Here is a 21,071-nt window from a genome sequence, read left to right as displayed (position 1 = left end):
GTAACCGGTTCTACCGGTGGGTCTGCGGCGCACGCTCACTCGCAGATCGCGCCCAACGAAGCGGACTTCACTAGCTTCGCGTATTTGGCGAGCACGCCGCGCGTGTATCGGGGCGGGAGGGGTTCAAAGCCCTGTGCACGTTCGGCCATCTGGTCGTCGTTGATCAGCACGTCGAGGGTGCCCGACCCGACGTCGAGCCGGATACGGTCACCGTCGCGGACCATCGCGATGGGTCCGCCGTCGACCGCCTCGGGGGCGACATGCCCCACGCACAGGCCGGTGGTGCCGCCGGAGAAGCGACCATCAGTGAGGAGCAGAACATCCTTGCCCAAGCCTGCACCCTTGATGGCGCCAGTGATGGCGAGCATTTCGCGCATCCCCGGTCCGCCCTTCGGCCCCTCATAGCGGATGACGACCACATCGCCTGCGGTGATGGTGCCGTCTTCGAGCGCATCCATTGCGGCGCGTTCGCGGTCGAACACCCGCGCGGTGCCCTCGAACACGTCGGAGTCGAAGCCTGCCGACTTCACGACCGCGCCTTCGGGGGCGAGCGTGCCGTGCAGAATCGTGATGCCACCGGTCGGATGGATCGGGGCATCGAGGGCGCGGAGCACCAGGCCATCCGGGTCTGGCGGGTCGATGTCGGCGAGGTTCTCGGCGACCGTCCTACCGGTGACGGTAAGACAGTCGCCATGCAACAGACCGGCGTCAAGTAGCGCCTTCATTACGACGGGCACGCCGCCGATCCGATCGACGTCGGTCATCACGTGCGCACCGAACGGCTTCACGTCGGCCAGGTGCGGTACCCGGGAACCGATCCGGGAGAAGTCGTCGAGCGTGAGGGGGACGTCTGCCTCGTACGCGATGGCCAACAGGTGCAGCACTGCGTTGGTGGATCCGCCGAACGCCATGACCACTGCGATCGCATTCTCGAACGCCTCCTTGGTCATGATGTCGCGTGCGGTGATTCCGCGGCGCAGCAACTCCACCACCGCTGCACCGGACTCGCGTGCGAACCGATCCCGTCGACGATCCGGCGCGGGCGGAGCCGCGCTTCCCGGCAGCGACATCCCGAGTGCTTCGGCGGCACTGGCCATGGTGTTGGCGGTGTACATCCCGCCGCAGGCGCCCTCGCCCGGACAGATCGCCCGTTCGATGGTGTCGACGTCGTCGCGGCTCATCAGGCCGCGTGAGCAGGCGCCGACGGCCTCGAAGGCGTCGATGATCGTGACTTGGCGCTCGGAACCGTCGGATAGCTTCGCGTATCCGGGCAGAGTCGATCCGGCGTAGAGGAACACTGATGCCAGGTCGAGTCGCGCCGCGGCGATCAGCATGCCGGGCAGCGACTTGTCACATCCGGCGAGCAGCACCGAACCGTCGAGCCGTTCCGCGCTCATCACGGTCTCAACGCTGTCGGCGATGACCTCCCGGGATACGAGCGAGAAGTGCATCCCCTCATGTCCCATCGATATGCCGTCCGAGACGGAGATGGTGCCGAATTCGAGTGGATAGCCGCCCGCTCGATGAACGCCTTCCTTGACGCCTTTCGCCAGCCGCTCCAGCGAGAGGTTGCACGGGGTGATCTCATTCCACGACGACCCGACACCGATCTGCGGCTTCACCCAGTCGTCGTCACCCATCCCGACCGCGCGAAGCATGCCGCGTGCTGCGGTGCGCTCGAGGCCGTCGGTGACATCCCGGCTACGCGGTTTGATGTCCGGGGCTGTGGTGGTGTCGTCGGTACCCATGTCGTCCACAGTAGGAGGCTGACGGCGGAGCCGGAGGAATCCCGGCCGGAGTGGTGTGTGTGACGGCTCGAACGTCACTCTGTTGACGGCCTCTCGCGGCGTCCGCCGACACCGCGCGCTGCGGTGCACAGCCGCATGCCGTGGTAGACGAGCAGGGCGGCGATAGACCCGAGTGAGATGCCGGTGAATGTCAGATCGCCGACCTGCCAGGTGAAGTCGGCGATGCCGATGATCAGCGGAATCGCAGCGGTCATCTGGTTGATCGGCAGGGAGAAGTCGACGTGGCTGGTCAGCCAGATCCGGACGCCCAGGATTCCGACGAGGCCGTACAGGACGATCGTCGCGCCGCCGAGCACGCCAGGCGGAATCGCCGAGATGACGGCGCCGACCTTCGGGCACAACGACAGTACGACGGCGACCCCGGCAGCGATCCAATACGCTGCCGTGGAGTAGACGCGGGTCGCCGCCATGACGCCGATGTTCTCGGCGTACGTCGTCGTCGCGGTGCCCCCGCCCGCGCCGGCGAGCATCGTCGCCAGCCCGTCGCCCATCAGCGCGCGGCCGGTGACTGAGTCGAGATCCCGGCCGGTCATCTGCGACACGGATTTCACATGTCCGATGTTCTCGGCGATCAACGCGATCACAGCGGGCAAGAACAGCGGAAGAACAGAGAGATGGAAGGTCGGTGCCGCGAAGTCGGGGAGCCCGACCCATGCGGCCGAGGCTACGGCCGCCGTGTCCACGTCGCCCATCGCCAAGGCCAGGAGATAGCCGACGACCACGGCCAGGAAGATCGCCAGCCGGCCGATTAGCCCGCGGAACAACGCCAGGACGACGACCATAAGCACCAAGGTGACGAGGCCGGTGACCGGACCCTGCTCGAAATTGTCCTTCGCCGCGGGAGCGAGGTTGAAGCCGATCAACGCGACGATGGCGCCGGTCACCACGGGAGGGAGAGTGACGTCGATCCAGCGTGTGCCGATCAGGTGGACCACACCGCCGATCGCGGTGAGCACGGCACCGAGGGCGATGAACCCGCCCAGCGCACTCCCAGTGCCGTGGGCGCCGACCGCGGCGGTGACCGGGGCGATCACCGCGAAGCTCGAACCCAGATAGCTGGGCAACCGGTTTCCGGTGACGATCAGAAATACGACGGTCCCGATGCCGGAGAACAACAGCGTGGTCGACGGCGGGAAGCCGGTGAGGACGGGAACGAGGAATGTCGCTCCGAACATCGCGACTACGTGCTGTGCGCCGATGCCGATCGTTCTAGGCCAGGACATGCGTTCATCGGGCGCGACGACGTCGGCGTCGGCAGGCACCTGCTTCCACGAGAGCATGCGTCGCAGATTAGCCGGTGGTCGTCACCGTGCGGGAGGGATATCGCGTGCGCCAGGGCGAACATGGCCAACCCGGGACGGCACTTGGTGTGAGCCAACCGAACAGATTCCAGAGCTCGTCATGGCCGCTCGGGCCCCCGCACAGCGATCACCATCGCCGCTCGATCTTGGCGGTCACCACTTGGCGACGGGCGTAGCCGAGTCGGCTTTCGGGCGGTAGTCCTCGGTGAGACACAGCGACCGCAGAGCGTTGTGGTAGACGACTAGTCCGTAGGTGTTGGGTGCGTCGATCACGCCACCGATGTTCGGAAGGATGTTGATTCCGCCCAGGGTGGTGGCGAGGGAATCGGCGGCCAGCGAGTTGAGGACGGAGACGAACTGCGTGGTCAACGCGTAGGAGTAGTACGCGGCGGTCAGCGTCTTGGTAACGGTCAGGTCGGCTAGCGGCACCGTCGCGCCCAGGTTGTCGCCCTGCCCGATGTTGTGGCCGAGCCCAATCAGTATGTCGGTCAGTGCTCCTCCCGCGTAGGGGACGAGGCCCATGCCGATCGACAGGACGGCTTCGATGCCGTTGAAGTCGGCTGGATCCGCGGGAATCAATCCGGCAGGCACCCGAGTGGTCTTCATGAAGTGTCTCAGTTCGCGGTACTTCTGCGCGATTTGCCGCCGAGTCGCGTCGTTCGGCGCAATCGCCTTCAGATAGTCGGCGGTACGCTCCGCGATCCTGCCGATGCTGAGGTCTGCGATCGCCGGGCAGGTATCCGGTTCGGCGATCGACACCTGGTCGGCCGTCTCTTGGATTATCGTCGGCACTTGGGCGGTGAAACGCAGGTCCGGATCGGGCTTCCCCGCGTTAGCTATCTCCTCGTCGGAACTGCGGGCGATGCACTGGTCGATGATCGCGTTGCCTATCGCCTTGTACAGGAGACTCATTCCGGCCGTACCCACCGAGATCGGCAAGGTGATCAGCGTACCCACGCCCACCGGGCCGAGCGAGTAGATGCTCGGCATGGTCGATTTCAGCAGCGTCAACGGGATTACGGCGGTCACATAGAAGTACAGCCAGGCCGTCTCGACGGCCTGCGACAGAGTCAGATTGTCTACACGGATCGGCTGGGCGGCCTCCCCGTTCTTCACGTTCATCAACTGGGTCACGATCCACTGCGACAGCGGGTCCCGATACTTGTTCATCGGCGCGGCGGGCGATGCGCCGAGCTGGGCCGGATGCATCGAGATCGCCAGCGAGGAGATCGTCATGCTGTGCATGGCGGCCAAAACCTGTTTCCCGGCGGCGCGCGCGGCTGGCCGGTAGTTCTCGGGCAGCGACGGTGTGAATGAGTCGAACACAGCCTTGAACACGACGCCCAGGGTTGCGGCGTCCGCGCCGAAGCACTTCTTGTCGGTCGATGGGCGCGCCGTGGCTCTGCTGGCAGTGCTGCGGTCTGTCACGGTGCGAGATCCGCGCGATGTTCGGGGCTCCACCGTGGGAGCGGAAGTCTGGGCCGATCTATCGGCGGCTTGTTCAACTCGCCCGGTTGAAAAGCTCTCCGAATCGGGAGGGCCGTCGACGATGACGCCGCCCGCTACGGCCATCACTGCGACGAGGCAGCACGCGATGATCCGTGCCGCTGTGCGCCGCCCCAATTTTTCATCTGATTGCATGACTTGTTTCCCCCGACTATGCCTGATCCCCGGTTGGCCACAGGAGCTATGGCCAGGCTAGATGCATGACACGTCGGACGATCCACGAAAGACGAACCGTCACATAGGTTTTCACGTGCCGTCGGTCGCGTGACATGTGGCGTTCAGCTAACGCCTGTCGCACTGTGCCGCGCGCACTGCAAGTCTGGATCGGCGAGCTGGGCGAACATCAATATTCTGGACTGGGGTTGAGCTGAAAGTCTGGACTCGCTTGTAAAATCGCACTGACCTGCATCTATGCTGGTAGCCCGAGTGTGACCAGCCGTGCCGCTGCTGCAACACATTCTCGAGGCGGCTGGGTCAGGGCCTGGTTTGGGCGTGGACTGAGGTTGGCTGTGGTCGACCTGGCCCGGGAAGCTGCGCACTGCGGCAATTTTGACCTATGGCCGGGAGCTATATGTCGTACCCCGCTTTTGCGTATCTCCGGGGGTATTGGGGTTCAAGTTTCTCAAGGCCTTGCTGCGGCTGCCTGTTTGTCGAATTGGCTCATATCGGGGCGTTGTGGTCCGAAGTCCCTAATCGCGGCGCGAGTCGTTGGGTCGGCCCGGAAATAGTCTGAGGCCAGTCCTCTTCGGCATGTGTACGACTCGTTCGAGGAGACGTCAAAGCCGGAAAACCAAGACATCGACTTCGGGCAACCCGGGGCAGATCAGAGTCTCCGGACACGTCGGGGCGATTCACGCCATCGTTCGCGGTGTCAATGTCCACCTGGAGAAATTCAGGAAGCAAAAGTTCCGTGAGAAGCAGAGGAACAGAGATCTGTCGGTTCTTGTCGAAGAGACTGAACGACGCCTCGGCCACAACCTCGTTGTCGCCTACGCCCCACCGTGTGACGATCCCGTGCTGATCAGGTCCCAGGACCGTGCTCGTAAGGCGAGGGGGCGCTGGACGCTCATGCGGCCTGCAACTCTCTGGGTGAAGCGACTGGACGTGTAGTGACGCCGTAACTACGAAATCGCGCGGTGGCGGGTGGCCAGGCGTGGACAGTCGCCGAGTGTCGACTCGATTGGTCCTACGCCCAAGAGTCGTACTTCGCGGCGCTATGAACAGCGGCAGAGATCAGGCCCTCCGCCGGTACCCGCAAGACTGTTGCGATCGCCGACAAGCGGTCCAGGGTCGTGCTGTTTGTGCCGCGTTCGATTCGGGCAATAGCCGGGCGCGAGACCTTTTCCCAATCGGCGAGCTCGCCGCCCGGGGGATCCCCGTGGCGGTGCCGTGCCCGGTATGAGCGTCTAACGGTTGCCACCTTTTGCTGCCTGTAGAACGCTGCAGAGCCACGCGGGGTCGTCGACCTGGAGGTCGTGGCCAGCCCACGGATGGAGAAACATCTGCGCTTCGTAGCGTTTTGCGATGTGCTGCGATATCCGGTGGTCGGCGAGACGGTCGCCGCGCGCGGCGACAACAGTGAGGGGGGTTGGCAGCGTCTCAGGCAGACGGAATCTTAGGCCAGCCAATGCTTGAGCTCGGACGCTAGCTTCTGTCGGTGGCGCATCGTGATGGAAACTCACCCACTGTCGCACCAGTTCTTCACTGTCTGCGCTCGCGCTGGCGACTGTCAGTTGGGCGACCGCCCGCTCGTGTCCCGGAGCGATCGGAACCGCTTGAGAGCCAGCACCGTGAGGGCACCGCGCGTGAGGTACTTAGGGCGGAACACGCCGCGGGCAAGTGTGTTGACTACAGCGCACAGCGAGAAGTCGTATGGATACCGCGAACACCAATCCAAGGCCACCATTCCGCCGAGCGAAATACCCAAGATCGCTCGATCCTCGTGCGCGAAAGGAAGGCGATCGCGCATGTCGTCGGTGATCTCCCGGATAGCCGACGGTGAGCGTCTTGTGTGCTCAGTCCCAAATCCGGGCGCATCAATGCAAGTCACGCGTTCGCCCAATTCAGCCAGAATGATCGGTAAGTCATGCCAGTGACGTTGCTCGCGAGTCGGCCCGCGCACCAGAACCCATTCAGTCACTTCACTCCTAACTGGACATGCAAGACGTGCCACAGCGCATACGCCGCAGACGCCTGCGCGAATCACGCGCAGCATATGTCCAGGAATAATATTAACATGCGCTCGTTTCCGAGACACGAGTTCTTGTTTGTACGCGAATGGTGCCTTATATACCGTGGTGGGCAGTCCTGATTCGTTCAGTGTTGGCACCCAGGGTGGCGAGCTGGTGAGGAGTGAAAGAATCTCTAAGCACAACACTAGGGTCGTGCAGTGCGCGAGTAGAGTGGTTTCAGGAATTTCAATATTCATGCGCGCGAGGTGCGTTGAACTAGAAGGATTTCTGAGCGGATGTTTACGTCTCGCATGCTCAGGAACTCATCGTGACAATCAATGGCGGCTGCGCCCCCGCCCCCCAGTATCAGACTCCTCGGGTGCAACTGTTGGACGCTGGGCATCGCTGACTTCAGTACCCCTACTAGGGTCGACACCACACGACCGGAACGCGACGAGGGCCCGTGGCGTGAACGACGAGAAGACGTTATCGCCTTATGTCACCGTCGCCCCTTAGTGGGACACCGCCTCGGGCGCACCCCGAGTTGTCGCACTATAGCGCAGCGACGAGCATGCCGGAATGGATTGGATCGGGTGTAACTGGTGCACCATAGCGTCGGAGCCGAAGTCGTGGCCATAAAAGGTCCCATGAAAGGAATGCGTGGAACAATTGTTTGGAGGAATGCTCTTGCTGACGAGTATATTGTTCGATTCTCCGGCAGGCAGACACTAAGCCTTGGGTGCGAGTTTCTGGAACTATTTGGGGAGTAGGGGCATGGTGCCGAAAGGGTCGTGAATTAAGGCGTCCTGGCTGACGAGCACACTCCTGATCACCACGCGGTTGTCAGTGTTCACACTGAGTGCGCGCCCGAGTCGTGAATGTCCTCGACTCACGTGGCTACGGTCGCCTTTGCCTTCGTAGTCGACTTTGCCTCGAATCGTCGACGAGCCAGCCTCACTGCTGCCAGGTTCACGGCCGCCGCGATGGCGCCGATCATCGTGATCGTGGCGATTGACGCACCAAATCCGGGTGTTCCGTTGAACCCGGAGATGAGTCCGTCGCGCACGTAGGTAAGCGGGCTGACCGGATGAAGAGCGCGCAGGGGGGTAGGCAAGGTCTCGACCATCCATATGCCGCCGTACGCAAACATTTGCAACATCAAGGCAGCCAGTGACGCCACGGCCCCCGCCACATATCCGAACGCGGTGAACAGGATCGAGACGAGTGCCACGTTCATCAGTGTCGCGGCCGCTGTTATGGCAACGACCTGTCCGAGCGATCCTGGCGACGGCGACGGGTCGAGGAACGCCCACAGGATGCCCCCCACCACTGTCATCACGGCGAGTGAGACCGCGCCGACCGCAGCGGCACGACGCAAGACCGTTCCGACCGTCGGAGGATCGTCGTGTCCAGTCAGGTATCGGTGACCGCGGAACGACAAGAACACCGCTATCACGCCGATTCCGCACGCGAAGATCAGTAGCGTGGGAGCAGCTCCAGGACCGGAGTTTTGAGCGATCGCCAAGTTGTTGGACTCGCTGGTCACAGGGGTGCTCAACAGGCTGGCCAGCGACTGGCGCTCGGGGTCATCGCCGAAGTTCGGTGCCTGGCGTGCACCGTCGGAGAGTCCATCGTCCAGCTGCTTGGTGCCATCATCTACCTTATGTACGCCGTCACGAAGTTTCACGACGCCGTCGTTGACTTGGCGGGTGCCGTCCTCAAGTTTGTGCATGCCGTCGGTGAGCTCACCAGTCCCCGACGCGAGGGTTCGACTGCCGACCACGAGTGTGTCGACGCCTGACCGGTAGGCCGCCGAAGGATCCGTGAGTTCAGTAGCGATCTGCCTGCTGCCGCTCTGCAACTGGCTAAGGCCGTCGAGGAGTGTCGTGAGCTTGCTGAGGTCTACTCCGGGCGCGGCCTTCTGTAGCTGCGCCACGGTGCGGTCAACAGTCGGGAGATTGACGGTGCCGACGAGATCATCTATGCCATCCGCCATACGAGTGGCTCCCGCACCGAGCTCATCGGTACCAGTCTGGAGGCGGCGCAGCCCGTCGGAGACCTGCTGCGCACCGTCATCGACCTTCTCCGCTCCGCGGGCCGCTGCTGTCACGCCGGGGGCCAGACGTCCAACAATACCGTCAGCGAGATCGTTTGCTCCGTCACGTAATTGGGAGGTGCCATCGCGCAGCTGACCTGAGCCGTTCGCAGCTGTACGGAGTCCGTCCCCGAGCGACTGGACGCCGTCGACAACCGTCCCGACCGTGGTACTCGACACACCCTTGAGTACCGCTGCGTTGATCTTAGACATCGCCGCGGCGCCGATGCTCGACGCCTTGAGTGTGTTGTTGTCGTTGTATGTCACCGTCATCAGCGCGGGGGCCACAGTGGCGTCGCCGATCTCCGACAACGTGGTGCTGAAGTCTGTCGGGATGTCGATCACGAAGTAGAAGTGCCCGCTGCGCAGCCCATCGTATGCGGCTGACGAGTCGACGGACTCGAAAGCCAGTGAACCCGAATCGATGAGGTTCGCCGTCACATCGGCACCTGCGTGGACCTGGTCGTCTCCTTCGCCGGCAGGAACGTCGGCGTTGACGATCGCGACAGGCATGTCCTTGACTGTCTTCGTGGGGTCCCAGACCACCCACATATAGAGCGCAGCGAACGCGAGTGGCACGACCACAAGGACCGCCAGCAGCAGACGGGCTATTCGGGAGCGTTGTACGCGTGTCCGGTTGCTTGCGTTGGGACTCATTTGTCCTCACCCTTCTTCGCCCGATTTCGGCCGAGCAAGATCACATCAGAGGTAGCTTCACAACGAACGGTTCAGGTCAGGGCACAGGTGTTGTCGGCACTCTCGTGAATCACGACTTCTCCGAATCCGCTCGCCGTTGAGGCTTGCTAGATCAGGTGCCCGGGAATCCCTTGGGCAGTGGTGCCGGGTAGTCGAGCATGAATGTCGGTCCCGGGTCAGCGCCCCGAAGTATCGCGCTGATCCAGGCCTGTGCCGGCGCCCAGGTGACGCCAGCGTTAACAACGTGCTCAGGCAGCGGCGAAGTGATGAACCGGATGTTAGCGCCCGCGGCGCGATACTGTCTCACCGTCGGCACGACCACCGACGGAGGAATCAACTCATCCCAGACTCCGTGAAACCACAGAACGGGTGAGTCGGGGACGTGACGGTCGAGGCTGATCTCGCGCAGGACCCGCTTGACCCCTGGCGCGGTCAACAGCGTCAGACCAGGACGGAAGTACTCACTGATCGGCCGGTACATGCCAGTCGCGACGGACGTATAAAGACAGCGGCGGGACATGTCGGCCACGATCTTCTGGCCCGCACGAGTGAGGAGCCTCTTCGCGTCGAAGACATCAGGATAATTGCGTGACAGCGAAGCGAAGGCCAACCACGTGGTGAAGTTCGCGATTCCTGTGACACCTGGCTGCTGCTTGACGCCGTACTCGGCCACGGCTAGCAGATCGCCCGGGGTTCCTCCCAGAGCGGTGCCTGCCAGTTCGATATCGGGTGCGTATGTTTCACGGAGTCCCGCGGCGCGGATGGATCCGGACCCTCCACCCGAGTATCCGTACAGAGCGAAGCGCGAATCCTTGAGGCTCAACGCCCTGTCGTTCTTCACCGCGCGCAGGCTGTCGAGGACCATCTTTCCCTCGTCCCACGTGTTGAAAGTGTTGTACTTGCCGTCGAAGTCGGGCACGTTGACCGCAAAACCCTGGGCAAGCCACGCTGCCGCCAGTGGCGCCTCCTTGAATGTCCCGACCTGCAGTGTGTGAGAAGGGTTGCACGCTGACGCCGTCGCGTCGATTGCTTCCTGGAACGACACCACCGGTCGGGGGCCTCCGGTCCAGGGGATTCCCGGGACAATCACCGACGTCGCCGTGACGATCGGACGTCCGTGTGCATCTTCGGAACGGAAGAGGATTTGCTTGGTGTGCACTGGAAACGGAACGCCCAAGATACGGGTCTGCACGATCCTAGTGCGCACAATCTGCCCGGGTCGGTAGGCATCGATGTTCAGAGGGTCTCGGTACCAGCGATCCTGTTCCGGTGTGCGGATCGGCAACAGGTCATAGATGTCGGGCTCGGTGGGGAGCTGTGGTAACTGATTCTGACTGGACGGAAAGTGCTGCGGAAAAGCGGGTTTCGCGCTAACGGTGGGTGGGCCAGCCAGAGCGAGCAAGGCTGCGGCACCGACAATGCCGAGCCTGACGCTGCGACGCTTCACCCGGTATGCCTGATAACGCATGTGTGATGCCCTTCATGGGAATGGTGTTGATGAATTACAGCACACACCCATGTTTGCAACAAGTCTCCTTGTTTCAAACTATCGGTAACCTTTCGTCTATGACAGTGAAGGACACCGAGCCACCCCGTGTTGGGAGACGTATACATGGGCTCGACGCTGCCGAGCGGTCCGCGCAGCGTCGCCAGTTGCTCCTGCACACCGCATTGGAGCTGTTCTCTCAGAACGGGTTCTCTCAGACGTCGATCGAGGCGCTGTGCCAGACCGCTTACGTCGGAAACAAGGCGTTCTATGAGAATTTCGCAACCAAGGAAGACTGCTACCTGGCTCTATTTCAGAGGTGCACGAGTGATCTGCTCAACGTCGCGACGGCCGCGCTCGAAGAGGCAGATGCCGACGGATCAGACCCAACAGGCGGGGTTGTCCGAGCGTTCGTCGGCGAAATGATGGCGGACCCTCGCATCCCGATTGTCCTCTTCGGTCAAGCGGCCGGAGTGTCGGCCGCCATAGAGAGGCAGCGTCGGATCAACCGTCGCGAAGCGGCCAGTCTCCTCAACTCTGTGTGGGCACGATCGGGACTGGAGCGGACTTCGTTCTCCCACGCCATGGCCGTCGCCGTGATTGGCGGGATCTTTGATCTCGTTGCTGACCTCCTTGACCGCAGCGGCGGAGCGCCGAGCGCGCATGACGCCAGCCAGTTGGAGGGGGAGGTTCTCTCGTTCGTATCGGCTGTCCGTGCGGGGATGGTGGCCTCATGACGGTGCAGCAGGTCCCAACAGGTCGTTGCGGGCCGTTTTAGGGTTTGCCCTCGGCAACGATCTGGCGGCTGGTGGCCGCCCTCTGTCATCGCTGGCCGTGAGCGGCTAGTCCGGCGCGGAAAGTGGTGTAGAAGAGTAGGACGTCGTCGGCTAACGATTGGGGGGACTCTGCTGCGCCATCGCTGTGGATGTCGTTGAGGTAGTCGATGACCACTTCGAACATGCCGGCTACCAGAGCCGCAGTCACTCGCCGCGGTGGTATGCGATAGCCGTGGGAGGCCCAGACAGCTTCAACGAAGTCCGTGGTCCACGCGCGCTTGCGACGGCGGGCGCGCTCGACCGGGTCGGAAACAGTTCGAGACAGGCTGAACGCGACGAGGGCTTTACGGCGGTCAGCTACGACCAGATCTACGTACGTCCGAATGAGGTCTTCTTCCTGGGCTGGCCCGTCAGACTCGCCGTGGCCCGCAGCGCCAGCAGAGCTGGAGGCAAGAATGCTCTCCTGATAAGCGCCTGTGGTCCTCTCGTACAAGGCGAGAAAGCAGTCCTCTCGGCTGTTGAATAGCTGGTAGAAGCTCTTTGTGCTGACGTAGGCAGCTTGGCAGAGCAACTCGACCGAGGTGTTGCCGAAGCCGCGCTCGGGAAACAGATCCAGCGCCGCGTCGAGCAGCTGTGTTCGTCGTTGTTCTTCTCGCTCCCCAGCGCTCAGTCCGCGGATTCGTCTCGTCACCGGACGCCTCTCGCGCCGTGCTGCGTTGTTGTCGACACCGTGTCAGACAACCGGCTCGACATATTTGGAAACGGAGACATGTTGTAGAAACGATGCCTTGTTTTAATCGGCCATCGGTGGTTCACTCAAGTGATCTCCGCCATTGAGGGGCTCGGACGTGGCGGCATACACAAGGAGTGGTTGGGGCGGATGATTCGGTGGCGCGTTACGGAGACACAAGTGGTCGGCGAGGCTGAGCGAGGCGTATCAGTCGCTTGGGTGGGGGTGCGGGCGCTCGTGTGCGTCGCTTTATCGGCGGCGCTCGTCGTTACAGTTTTCGCTCCGTCGGTGTCGGCCGCGCCGGGATCGTCGAGCTCGAAGGCGTGGACCCGTGACTATGAGGCATCGCACGAGTACGCGGGAGTTCACGTTAGTACGAGCGTGCCGGTCCGGATGTCCGACGGTGTGGTGTTGAGAGCGGACGTGTACCGTCCTGCCGATCGCCACAACCGGCCAACAACCGACAAGACGCCGGTGATCGTCAACATGACTCCGTATAACAAGCTGATCAGCATGATCGCGACGACTGCGACCAACATTCCCCGACTTTCGAAGCCGGTGATCGACTTCCTGGCATCTATCAATCTGTCCGGGACTCCGATCTCCGGGACCGAGAAGCTACTCAAAATGCTCCGCGGCGGCATGGTTAGTGCACTGTCGATGGATCCGAAACTCGTTCGGAGTGGATACACGCAGGTCGTCCTCGATGTCCGGGGGACAGGGACCTCGCAGGGCAAGTGGCAGGTATTCGGTCCGCGCGAACGCAAGGACACGCTCGAGGTCCTCGAGTGGGCACGTACCCGTTCGTACTCCAATGGGCACCTTGGCATGAGCGGAGTGTCGTACTCCGCGGTCAACCAGCTGCAGGCAGCGGCCGATGGCGCGAAAGGTCTTGACGCGATCTTTCCCGTCGCGCCAATGACTGACATCGTCTCTGATGTGGTGGCGCCCGGATCCGGCTTCGGTGCTGGCTTCCTGGGGTTGTGGTTGTTCGCGGTCAACGGGAGCAAGATGATCCCGGACTTGCCAAGGCTTCTCCGCGGCCGATTCGACCCGCAATGGCTTCGCGATCGGGTGACGGACCCTGCAGTCTTTGCGCGCGAGTACCTACAAGCGATCGCGGCACCGACCATGCGGGCTCTAAGTCCCGAGGCTCGACAATTGGTCACATACAGGTCGAAGTACCGAGAGTCGCTCACTACAGACATGCCGAAGGTCGACGTGCCGACCTTCTCGATCGGCGGTTGGCAAGACCTATTTACGAATGCCGAGGCAGACATGCTCAATCAGCTCAGCAGCCTCACGCCCGACAAGAAGAAGCTCGTTATGGGGACCGGTCAGCACCTGACCAACGGGTGGGACATGGGCGGGCGTGGCCAGCCGCCGACCATCGGGGTCTTACAGAAGGCGTGGTTCGACCGCTGGATCAAAAACGGGGATAACGGAATCGATGAGTTCCCGGCGATGACCAGCCATCTCCTGGGAGGCGGATGGCGACAGTCCTCGGAGTTCCCGCTTCCGACATCGCAGTATCGACGGCTGTATCTGACAGGGAAGACCAGTCACACGTCGCCGACGTCGGTGCGTGACGGTTCGCTATCAGCGTCTCCGCCTGTGAACCGCGAACAGTGGACGGTCAGACCCGGCATTACGACGTTGTGTTCAGGTGACACGAATCGAGACCTGATCGGCTTCGTCGGATTCCTAGACGTGTGCAGTAAAGACAATCGGATCGCCGAGCGCGGCGCGCTTACCTTTACCTCTCCCCGAGTATCGACGTCGACGCGGATCAGCGGGCCGGTCAACGTCCATTTGCGTACCCGTGTCGACGCCCGTGATGGCTTCTACGTCGCGGTGGCCAGCGACGTCGCTCCGTCCGGACGGTCGGAGGTGATCTCTACGGGATCGATGAGCCTGTCCATCCGGGGCCAACTCGACCGCAGCCGGTCCAAGTACGCGACCGGCGGCGATCTCGTCGATCCCTATTACGCGTTCGACGGAGCGAGTCGACAACCGGTGAAGCAGGGGAGTTCGCACACAGTCGACATCGGACTGCTGCCGACCGATGCGCTCCTTAAACCGGGGCATCGGCTACGCGTGAGTATCTACGCTTTTAACGCTCCGCGAGCAATCTCGTTCGGCGTGATCAGTCGTGATACCGGGCTGCGACCCGAACACGTGGTGATCGACCCAGCTCACCCGAGTTGGGTGACCGTGTCGAGCAAGGAGGCAATCGCATGAACCGCATCCGAGGTCTGCGAACACTCGTGATCGCGATCATCGCACTGACCCTCGTCCATGGTGGCATCGCGACCGCAGCGCCATCACGGGACGCGGACTACGACAGGGCGCCGAACTCGACAGGACCTGGCGGTGCGTGGCCGAAGACCGTGCAAGGCGACATCCATTCGGAGTTCGCCGCTGCCGGCCCACACCGCGTGGTGGCTTCGAAAAGTTTGCACTCGTGTGACGACCTGTACGGCAGCCTCCAGAAGTTCTTCTTCTGGCTCCTCGGCGGAAACGACGTCGACAAGATGCGGTGCACGCACGCGTTCCCACATGGTCTGGAGTCGCCGATCGGGATGATGTACTACTACCCCAAAGATCTACCGTCTCTCGCGCCAGCGCCGACGGTTGTATGGACTCCCGGGCTCGACGGTGATGCTGGCCAGTACGATGCCATCGCACGCCTGTGGGCCAGCCGCGGATACGTGGTAGCAATCCCTTACAATTTCATCAACTCGTTTCCAACGGACCCGTTGTGGGGCGTCCAGGCACTCATCGCCGAGACGAAACGGCCCGGATCTGCACTACATGGCCACGTCGACCTCTCGCGCACCATTCTCGGAGGCCACTCGGGTGGCGCCGGAGCAGCGTTCTGGGGTGCCAGCTACATCCCGACGCACGAACGACTCATCGACCCCGACTTGAAGATCATCGGCGCGCTTAGCGTCGGAACCGGCATCCAGGCGCCAACCGGGTTGGCTGTCACCGTGCCCATGCTCACCATCACCGGAAACCTCGACGTCATTACCCCGGACTTCCTGTGGCCGCGACTCGATCACGCGACAATATTTCAGGCGCCAGCCTACATCGCAACGGCGTTGAACGGCACACACTTCTTCGTCAACGCCGACATCCCTAACAACCCGGCCGCCGGGCTGTCGACGGCCTGGTTCGAACACCTGGCTAAAGACGACCAAAACGCGAATCGGATATTCGTCGGCAAGCACTGGACGCTACCGCACGATCAGGCGTTCATGGCCGTGCAACGCAACACGTTGGCAGCGAGGGCCCGATGAACGCACAGAATTGGACATTCAAATTGAACAGGAAACCCGTGAAACATCGTGTATTCGCCAGATCTGCGGCGCTTGTAACCGCATGCGCGGCAATCGCGTCCTCGTTCGCCACTGGATCAACACGGGCCGAGCCCGCCTCCCCAACCACGAGTCAGGAAACGGTTGAGCGGGCACCCCTAGTGCCACTGCCGCAAGAACTCGATAAATCATTCTACCGACCGCCGGCGAAGAAGGTCGCTGCCGCACAACCCGGGGAGATTTTGTCAGCACGCCGCATTACCGCTGCCAACTTCGGTGCCGTGCCCATCAACGTCGACGCCTGGCAATTGTCCTTCCGCTCCACAGACACGTTCGGCCGACCGATCCCTGCAGTCACGACAATTCTCAAACCCCGCGGAACCACGTCAGGTCCGCGCAAAGCGATATCGATGCAGCTTGCCGAGGATTCGACTGCAGGCTACTGTGCGACGTCCTACGCGGTCCAACACCTAAGTGCCGGCGCTCTGGCAGGCCAGATCGTGGCCCCCGCGGAACTACTCATCGCCCAAGGATTCATATCCCAGGGATACGCCGTCGTCCTCCCCGACCATGAGGGCCCGAACCAGGCTTACGCCGCGGGCCCGCTCGCTGGACGTATTACACTCGACAGCCTCCGAGCGGCGAAATCGTTCGCACCGTCGCAAATCACGGATAGCTCAAAGATCGGTATGTACGGATACTCCGGAGGAGCGATCGCTACCGGTCACGCTGCTGAGCTGAAGAAGTCATACGCACCGGAACTGAATATCGTAGGGGTCGCCGAAGGTGGCGTCCCCGCCGACCTTGGCGCTGTTCTCAAAGCGGCGCAGAACAACGTGACCAGCGGCCTAATTCTCGGTGCGATCATCGGATTGACCCGCGAATACGACGACTTCAACAAATTCCTTAAACGTCACGTCAACCCCGCCGGCCGCGCCATCATGGATATGAAACGCCCACTCTGCGTCCAATACCATGCAATGACCTTCCCTTTCCTCAATAACACCGGATTCATCAACTGGCCGGGCGACCCACTGAAAGCGCCGCCAGTGAAGCGCGTAATCGATGACACCAAGATGGGAACCACCCGCCCCGACATTCCCATGTTCATTTGGCAGTCTGCCCTGGACGAAGTGGTCCCAGTCGCACAAGCAGATACCATGGTCCGCCGCTACTGCGGCGTCGACGGCCCATCGATCACATACACCCGCGACCATCTATCTGAACACGGTATCGCCGAAGTTTCCGGCGCGCCAATGGCACTCCTCTGGCTCAAGGATCGCCTTGACGGAAAACCGGTAAAGCCGGGCTGCACAACACGAAACAAGCTCACCATGGCCACAGATTCGAAATGGTGGCCCGCATTCTCAAATGTAATAGGGTCAGATCTTTCCGCACTCTTCGGCGCGGCGATCGGAAAAGGACGTTGATGCGGCCAGGACAGAACAGCCCCGCAATACCGGCCTCCGCGGCAGGGCCGTGACGCACCGCCCCTTCGGGCGAGGCACCCCTAAAGAGGTGTCGCACAGCGGCTCGTGACGTGACGCCGAATCAACAGAGGAATTTACAGGAGGCCAGGTGGCAAAGATGGCGGTCATCCGCGTGTTTGATGACGTCAACGGCGCAGAGATCGACGATTATGAAACCGTTAAGTGGTCGCTCGACGGCATACAGTATGAGTTCGACGCCTCACGCGAGCATGCTGAAGAGTTCCGCAACCACGTGACTGCCTACATCGCGGCGTCCAGGCCAGCCTCAGAGCAGCTGGGGCGTCGAACAACAACGAGCCGGTCGACGAGCCACGTGCGGGAATGGGCGATCGCTAACGGCTATTCATTTGGCGCTCGCGGACGGGTCCCGAAGTACGTTCAGATAGCTTATGAAGCAGTCCACCGCACATAAAGGCGACCAACAGCCCAGCACTTCATCCCGAAATCGACTCAGCACCGACCGCTAGCAACCGAACACCTCCGCACACGCAGGATTGTACTGGCTACGCTCCCGCGCATATCGCTCAAGGTGAGCGATCCAGACAAGAATGTCGCCGCATCGGTCATCCAGTGATCGACTCAAGTGGGGCTAGATTCTTCTTCGCTGACACGAATCGCGTTCGGATGCGCCGCATTCGGCAGCGCGGCAAACACATTCTACCGCTCGTGGAACCAATACCGCTGCTCGCGAGATTCTGGCGCCGTCCGACGTGGATCGGACAGTGCCATCGTCACCGACGCGCGGACGGATCGGTTCCAACGGAGTCGCACACGCGCCGATAACGATGTCCCTCCATCACCGTCACCTATCCGTGCAGCAGTTTTCCACCTCGTCCGAGGCGGTTGGGCGGAGAGTGAGCCCAGCCCAGTCCAGGGCCTGCAACGTGTGGGGCAAATGTGACGTACGAGTCCAGAAATCCAGACTTTCGGTCCGCTAGTCCAGACTTCGAGCGCCTGCGGCAGGGCGCGAAGTGTTATAAATCACCTCTGATCTTGAACTTAAGCGGAACAGACTCAACCCTGTCGTGGTTGAACTAGCCGAACGGCAAATATGAGCCGTATAGACTTAAGTTCGGAAACAGGTTCCGGGCTCCGATCAACGGAAAGGCAACCCAGTGGACAGCTTCACCCCCACGACCAAGACGCAGGCTGCGCTGCAGGCTGCTGTCCAGGACGCAGCCGCGTCGGGCAACCCCGATGTGCGGCCCGCACACATCCTCGCCGCACTTCTCGAGCAGAGCGACGGCATCGCATCGCCGCTACTCAAGGCGGTCGGCGTCGACCCCGCGCACATGCGTTCGGAGGCGAACGCCCTCGTCGGGCGCGCACCGACGGTGGCCAGCAACAGCGGTCAGCCGACGCTCTCGCGTGAGGCGATCGCCTCAATCACCGCTGCGCAGAATCTCGCGACCGAGATGGGCGACGACTACGTCTCCACCGAGCACCTAATGGTCGGACTCGCCACCGGCGACTCCGACGTCGCACGACTCCTCACCGACGCGGGAGCCTCCTCCGAGGCCCTTCGCGAGGCGTTCGTGTCCGTGCGCGGCACCGGCCGCGTCACCAGCGAGGACCCCGAATCGACCTACCAGGCGCTGGAGAAGTACTCGACCGACCTCACCAAGCGTGCCCGTGCAGGCGAACTCGACCCGGTGATCGGCCGCGACAGCGAGATCCGCCGCGTCGTGCAGGTCCTGTCGCGCCGCACCAAGAACAACCCGGTGCTCATCGGGGAGCCGGGCGTCGGTAAGACGGCCATCGTCGAAGGCCTCGCCCAACGGGTGATCGCCGGAGATGTTCCCGAATCGCTTCGCGGCAAGACCGTCATCTCGCTCGACCTCGGTTCGATGGTCGCGGGTGCCAAATTCCGCGGCGAGTTCGAGGAACGGCTCAAGGCAGTCCTCGACGAGATCAAAGGGTCCGACGGACAGATCATCACGTTCATCGACGAACTGCACACCATCGTCGGGGCAGGCGCGACCGGCGAGTCGGCGATGGACGCGGGCAACATGATCAAGCCGATGCTCGCCCGAGGCGAACTGCGGATGGTCGGCGCCACCACGCTCGAAGAGTACCGCCAATACATCGAGAAAGACGCTGCGCTGGAACGACGCTTCCAACAGGTCTACGTCGGTGAACCGTCCGTCGAAGACACCATCGGCATCTTGCGTGGGCTCAAAGACCGGTACGAGGTGCACCACGGCGTGCGCATCACCGACTCGGCCCTCGTATCGGCGGCGACCCTCTCGGACCGTTACATCAGCTCGCGCTTCCTGCCCGACAAGGCCATCGACCTCGTCGACGAGGCCGCGTCGCGCCTACGCATGGAGATCGACTCGCGTCCCGTCGAAATCGACGAAGTCGAACGCGTCGTCCGACGCCTCGAAGTGGAGGAGGTCGCTCTGGAGAAGGAGACCGACGCCGCGTCGAAGGACCGTCTGGAGAAGCTGCGCGGCGAATTAGCCGACCACCGCGAGAAGCTCAACGAGCTGCTCGCGCGCTGGCAGGGCGAGAAGACTGCGATCGACGCCGTCCGTGACGTCAAAGAAGAACTTGAACGGCTCCGTGGCGAAGCGGACCGTGCCGAACGCGACGGTGACCTGGGGCAGGCCGCCGAGTTGCGGTACGGCCGGATCCCCGGGCTCGAGAAGCAGCTGGAGGCCGCGATCGAGAAGTCCGGGGGAGACCCCGACCAGGACGTGATGCTGCAGGAGGAAGTCGGGCCCGACGACGTCGCCGAAGTGGTGTCGGCGTGGACCGGTGTGCCCGCGGGCAAGATGCTCGAAGGCGAGACCGCCAAACTGCTGCGCATGGAGGACGAACTCGGTCGCCGGGTGATCGGACAGAAGGCTGCAGTCGGCGCGGTGTCGGACGCGGTGCGTCGCGCACGTGCAGGCGTCGCCGACCCGAACCGGCCGCTCGGCTCCTTCCTGTTCCTCGGTCCGACCGGCGTCGGCAAGACGGAGCTGGCCAAGGCTCTCGGCGAGTTCCTATTTGACGACGAACGCGCCCTGATCCGCATCGACATGAGCGAGTACGGCGAGAAGCACAGCGTCGCCCGACTCGTCGGCGCCCCTCCCGGGTACGTCGGTTACGAGTCCGGCGGGCAGCTGACCGAAGCCGTACGTCGACGTCCGTACTCGGTGGTCCTGTTCGACGAGGTCGAGAAGGCGCACCCGGACGTGTTCGACGTGCTGCTGCAGGTTCTCGACGAAGGCCGGTTGACCGACGGTCAGGGGCGCACGGTGGACTTCCGCAACACCATCCTCATCCTGACATCCAACCTGGGCGCAGGCGGCGACAAGGACAAGGTGATGGCGGCCGTCCGCGCGGCGTTCAAACCCGAGTTCATCAACCGTCTCGACGACGTCGTGATCTTCGACGCGTTGAGCCCGGAAGAACTCGAGTCGATCGTCGACATCCAGCTCGGCCAACTCGATAAGCGTCTGGCCCAGCGGCGACTGAGCCTCGAAGTGACGCCGAAGGCCAAGGAATGGCTCGCTGAACGTGGCTTCGACCCGCTGTACGGTGCGCGTCCGCTGCGCCGCCTCATCCAGCAGGCCATCGGCGACCAACTCGCCAAGGCACTGCTCGCAGGCGACATCCGTGACGGCGACGTGGTCCCGGTCAACGTCAGCGGCGACGGCGAATCACTCGTCATCGGCTGACACGCCACACCGACGGACGGTCCC

Annotated in this window: 14 protein-coding genes; 6 read left to right on the top strand and 8 right to left on the bottom strand. The window is 62.5% G+C overall.

Features of this window, described 5'->3' with window-relative positions; genetic code table 11:
* Positions 1-35 precede the first annotated feature (35 nt).
* From ilvD to MP11Mi_RS04835, 7 genes are all read right to left on the bottom strand, one after another.
* Complete coding sequence (gene ilvD, locus MP11Mi_RS04865; protein ID WP_420041173.1) at positions 36-1,748, bottom strand: dihydroxy-acid dehydratase; 1,713 nt, start codon at positions 1,746-1,748, stop codon at positions 36-38.
* Between the two features lie 74 nt (positions 1,749-1,822).
* Complete coding sequence (locus tag MP11Mi_RS04860) at positions 1,823-3,088, bottom strand: uracil-xanthine permease family protein (protein ID WP_420041172.1); 1,266 nt, start codon at positions 3,086-3,088, stop codon at positions 1,823-1,825.
* Between the two features lie 174 nt (positions 3,089-3,262).
* Entirely contained in the window at positions 3,263-4,537 is a 1,275-nt protein-coding gene (locus MP11Mi_RS04855; RefSeq protein ID WP_420041171.1) for a hypothetical protein, read from the bottom strand.
* A gap of 1,264 nt (positions 4,538-5,801) precedes the next feature.
* Positions 5,802-6,035, bottom strand: coding sequence for a helix-turn-helix domain-containing protein (locus MP11Mi_RS04850; RefSeq protein WP_420041170.1), 234 nt, complete (start codon positions 6,033-6,035; stop codon positions 5,802-5,804).
* Positions 6,036-6,344: 309 nt separating this feature from the next.
* Entirely contained in the window at positions 6,345-6,755 is a 411-nt protein-coding gene (locus tag MP11Mi_RS04845; protein ID WP_420041169.1) for an alpha/beta fold hydrolase, read from the bottom strand.
* Positions 6,756-7,675: 920 nt separating this feature from the next.
* Positions 7,676-9,538, bottom strand: coding sequence for a YhgE/Pip family protein (locus tag MP11Mi_RS04840; RefSeq protein ID WP_420041168.1), 1,863 nt, complete (start codon positions 9,536-9,538; stop codon positions 7,676-7,678).
* A 151-nt stretch (positions 9,539-9,689) separates the two neighbouring features.
* Entirely contained in the window at positions 9,690-11,045 is a 1,356-nt protein-coding gene (locus MP11Mi_RS04835) for a lipase family protein (protein ID WP_420041167.1), read from the bottom strand.
* A 98-nt stretch (positions 11,046-11,143) separates the two neighbouring features.
* On the opposite strand from MP11Mi_RS04835, the gene MP11Mi_RS04830 reads away from it, so the two are divergent.
* Positions 11,144-11,800, top strand: a complete 657-nt coding sequence (locus tag MP11Mi_RS04830) for a TetR/AcrR family transcriptional regulator (RefSeq protein WP_420041166.1) — start codon at positions 11,144-11,146, stop codon at positions 11,798-11,800.
* A gap of 85 nt (positions 11,801-11,885) precedes the next feature.
* Here the strand turns inward: MP11Mi_RS04830 and MP11Mi_RS04825 are convergent, their stop codons facing one another.
* Positions 11,886-12,530, bottom strand: coding sequence for a TetR/AcrR family transcriptional regulator (locus MP11Mi_RS04825; protein WP_420041165.1), 645 nt, complete (start codon positions 12,528-12,530; stop codon positions 11,886-11,888).
* Between the two features lie 219 nt (positions 12,531-12,749).
* Between MP11Mi_RS04825 and MP11Mi_RS04820 the strand changes: the two genes are divergently transcribed.
* The 5 genes from MP11Mi_RS04820 to clpB all read left to right on the top strand — a co-directional run bounded on the left by MP11Mi_RS04820 (position 12,750) and on the right by clpB (position 21,047).
* Entirely contained in the window at positions 12,750-14,810 is a 2,061-nt protein-coding gene (locus MP11Mi_RS04820; RefSeq protein ID WP_420712867.1) for a CocE/NonD family hydrolase, read from the top strand.
* Positions 14,807-15,871, top strand: coding sequence for an alpha/beta hydrolase (locus MP11Mi_RS04815; protein WP_420041163.1), 1,065 nt, complete (start codon positions 14,807-14,809; stop codon positions 15,869-15,871). The genes MP11Mi_RS04820 and MP11Mi_RS04815 overlap by 4 nt, the downstream gene beginning before the upstream one ends.
* On the top strand, positions 15,868-17,319 hold the full coding sequence (locus MP11Mi_RS04810; RefSeq protein WP_420041162.1) for a lipase family protein: 1,452 nt from the start codon (positions 15,868-15,870) through the stop codon (positions 17,317-17,319). Before MP11Mi_RS04815 ends, MP11Mi_RS04810 begins: the two co-directional genes overlap by 4 nt.
* Positions 17,320-17,476: 157 nt before the next feature.
* Positions 17,477-17,791 (top strand): Lsr2 dimerization domain-containing protein, encoded by a 315-nt coding sequence (locus tag MP11Mi_RS04805; protein WP_420042011.1) that lies wholly within the window; start codon positions 17,477-17,479, stop codon positions 17,789-17,791.
* 703 nt (positions 17,792-18,494) lie between these two features.
* Positions 18,495-21,047: an ATP-dependent chaperone ClpB gene (gene clpB, locus MP11Mi_RS04800; RefSeq protein WP_420041161.1), complete on the top strand. Its 2,553-nt coding sequence runs from the start codon at positions 18,495-18,497 to the stop codon at positions 21,045-21,047.
* Positions 21,048-21,071: the final 24 nt, after the last annotated feature.

Origin of the sequence: Gordonia abscondita (genome assembly GCF_032711245.1) — a bacterium.
Lineage (GTDB): Bacteria > Actinomycetota > Actinomycetes > Mycobacteriales > Mycobacteriaceae > Gordonia.
This window is presented reverse-complemented; position numbering and strand designations above follow the sequence as displayed.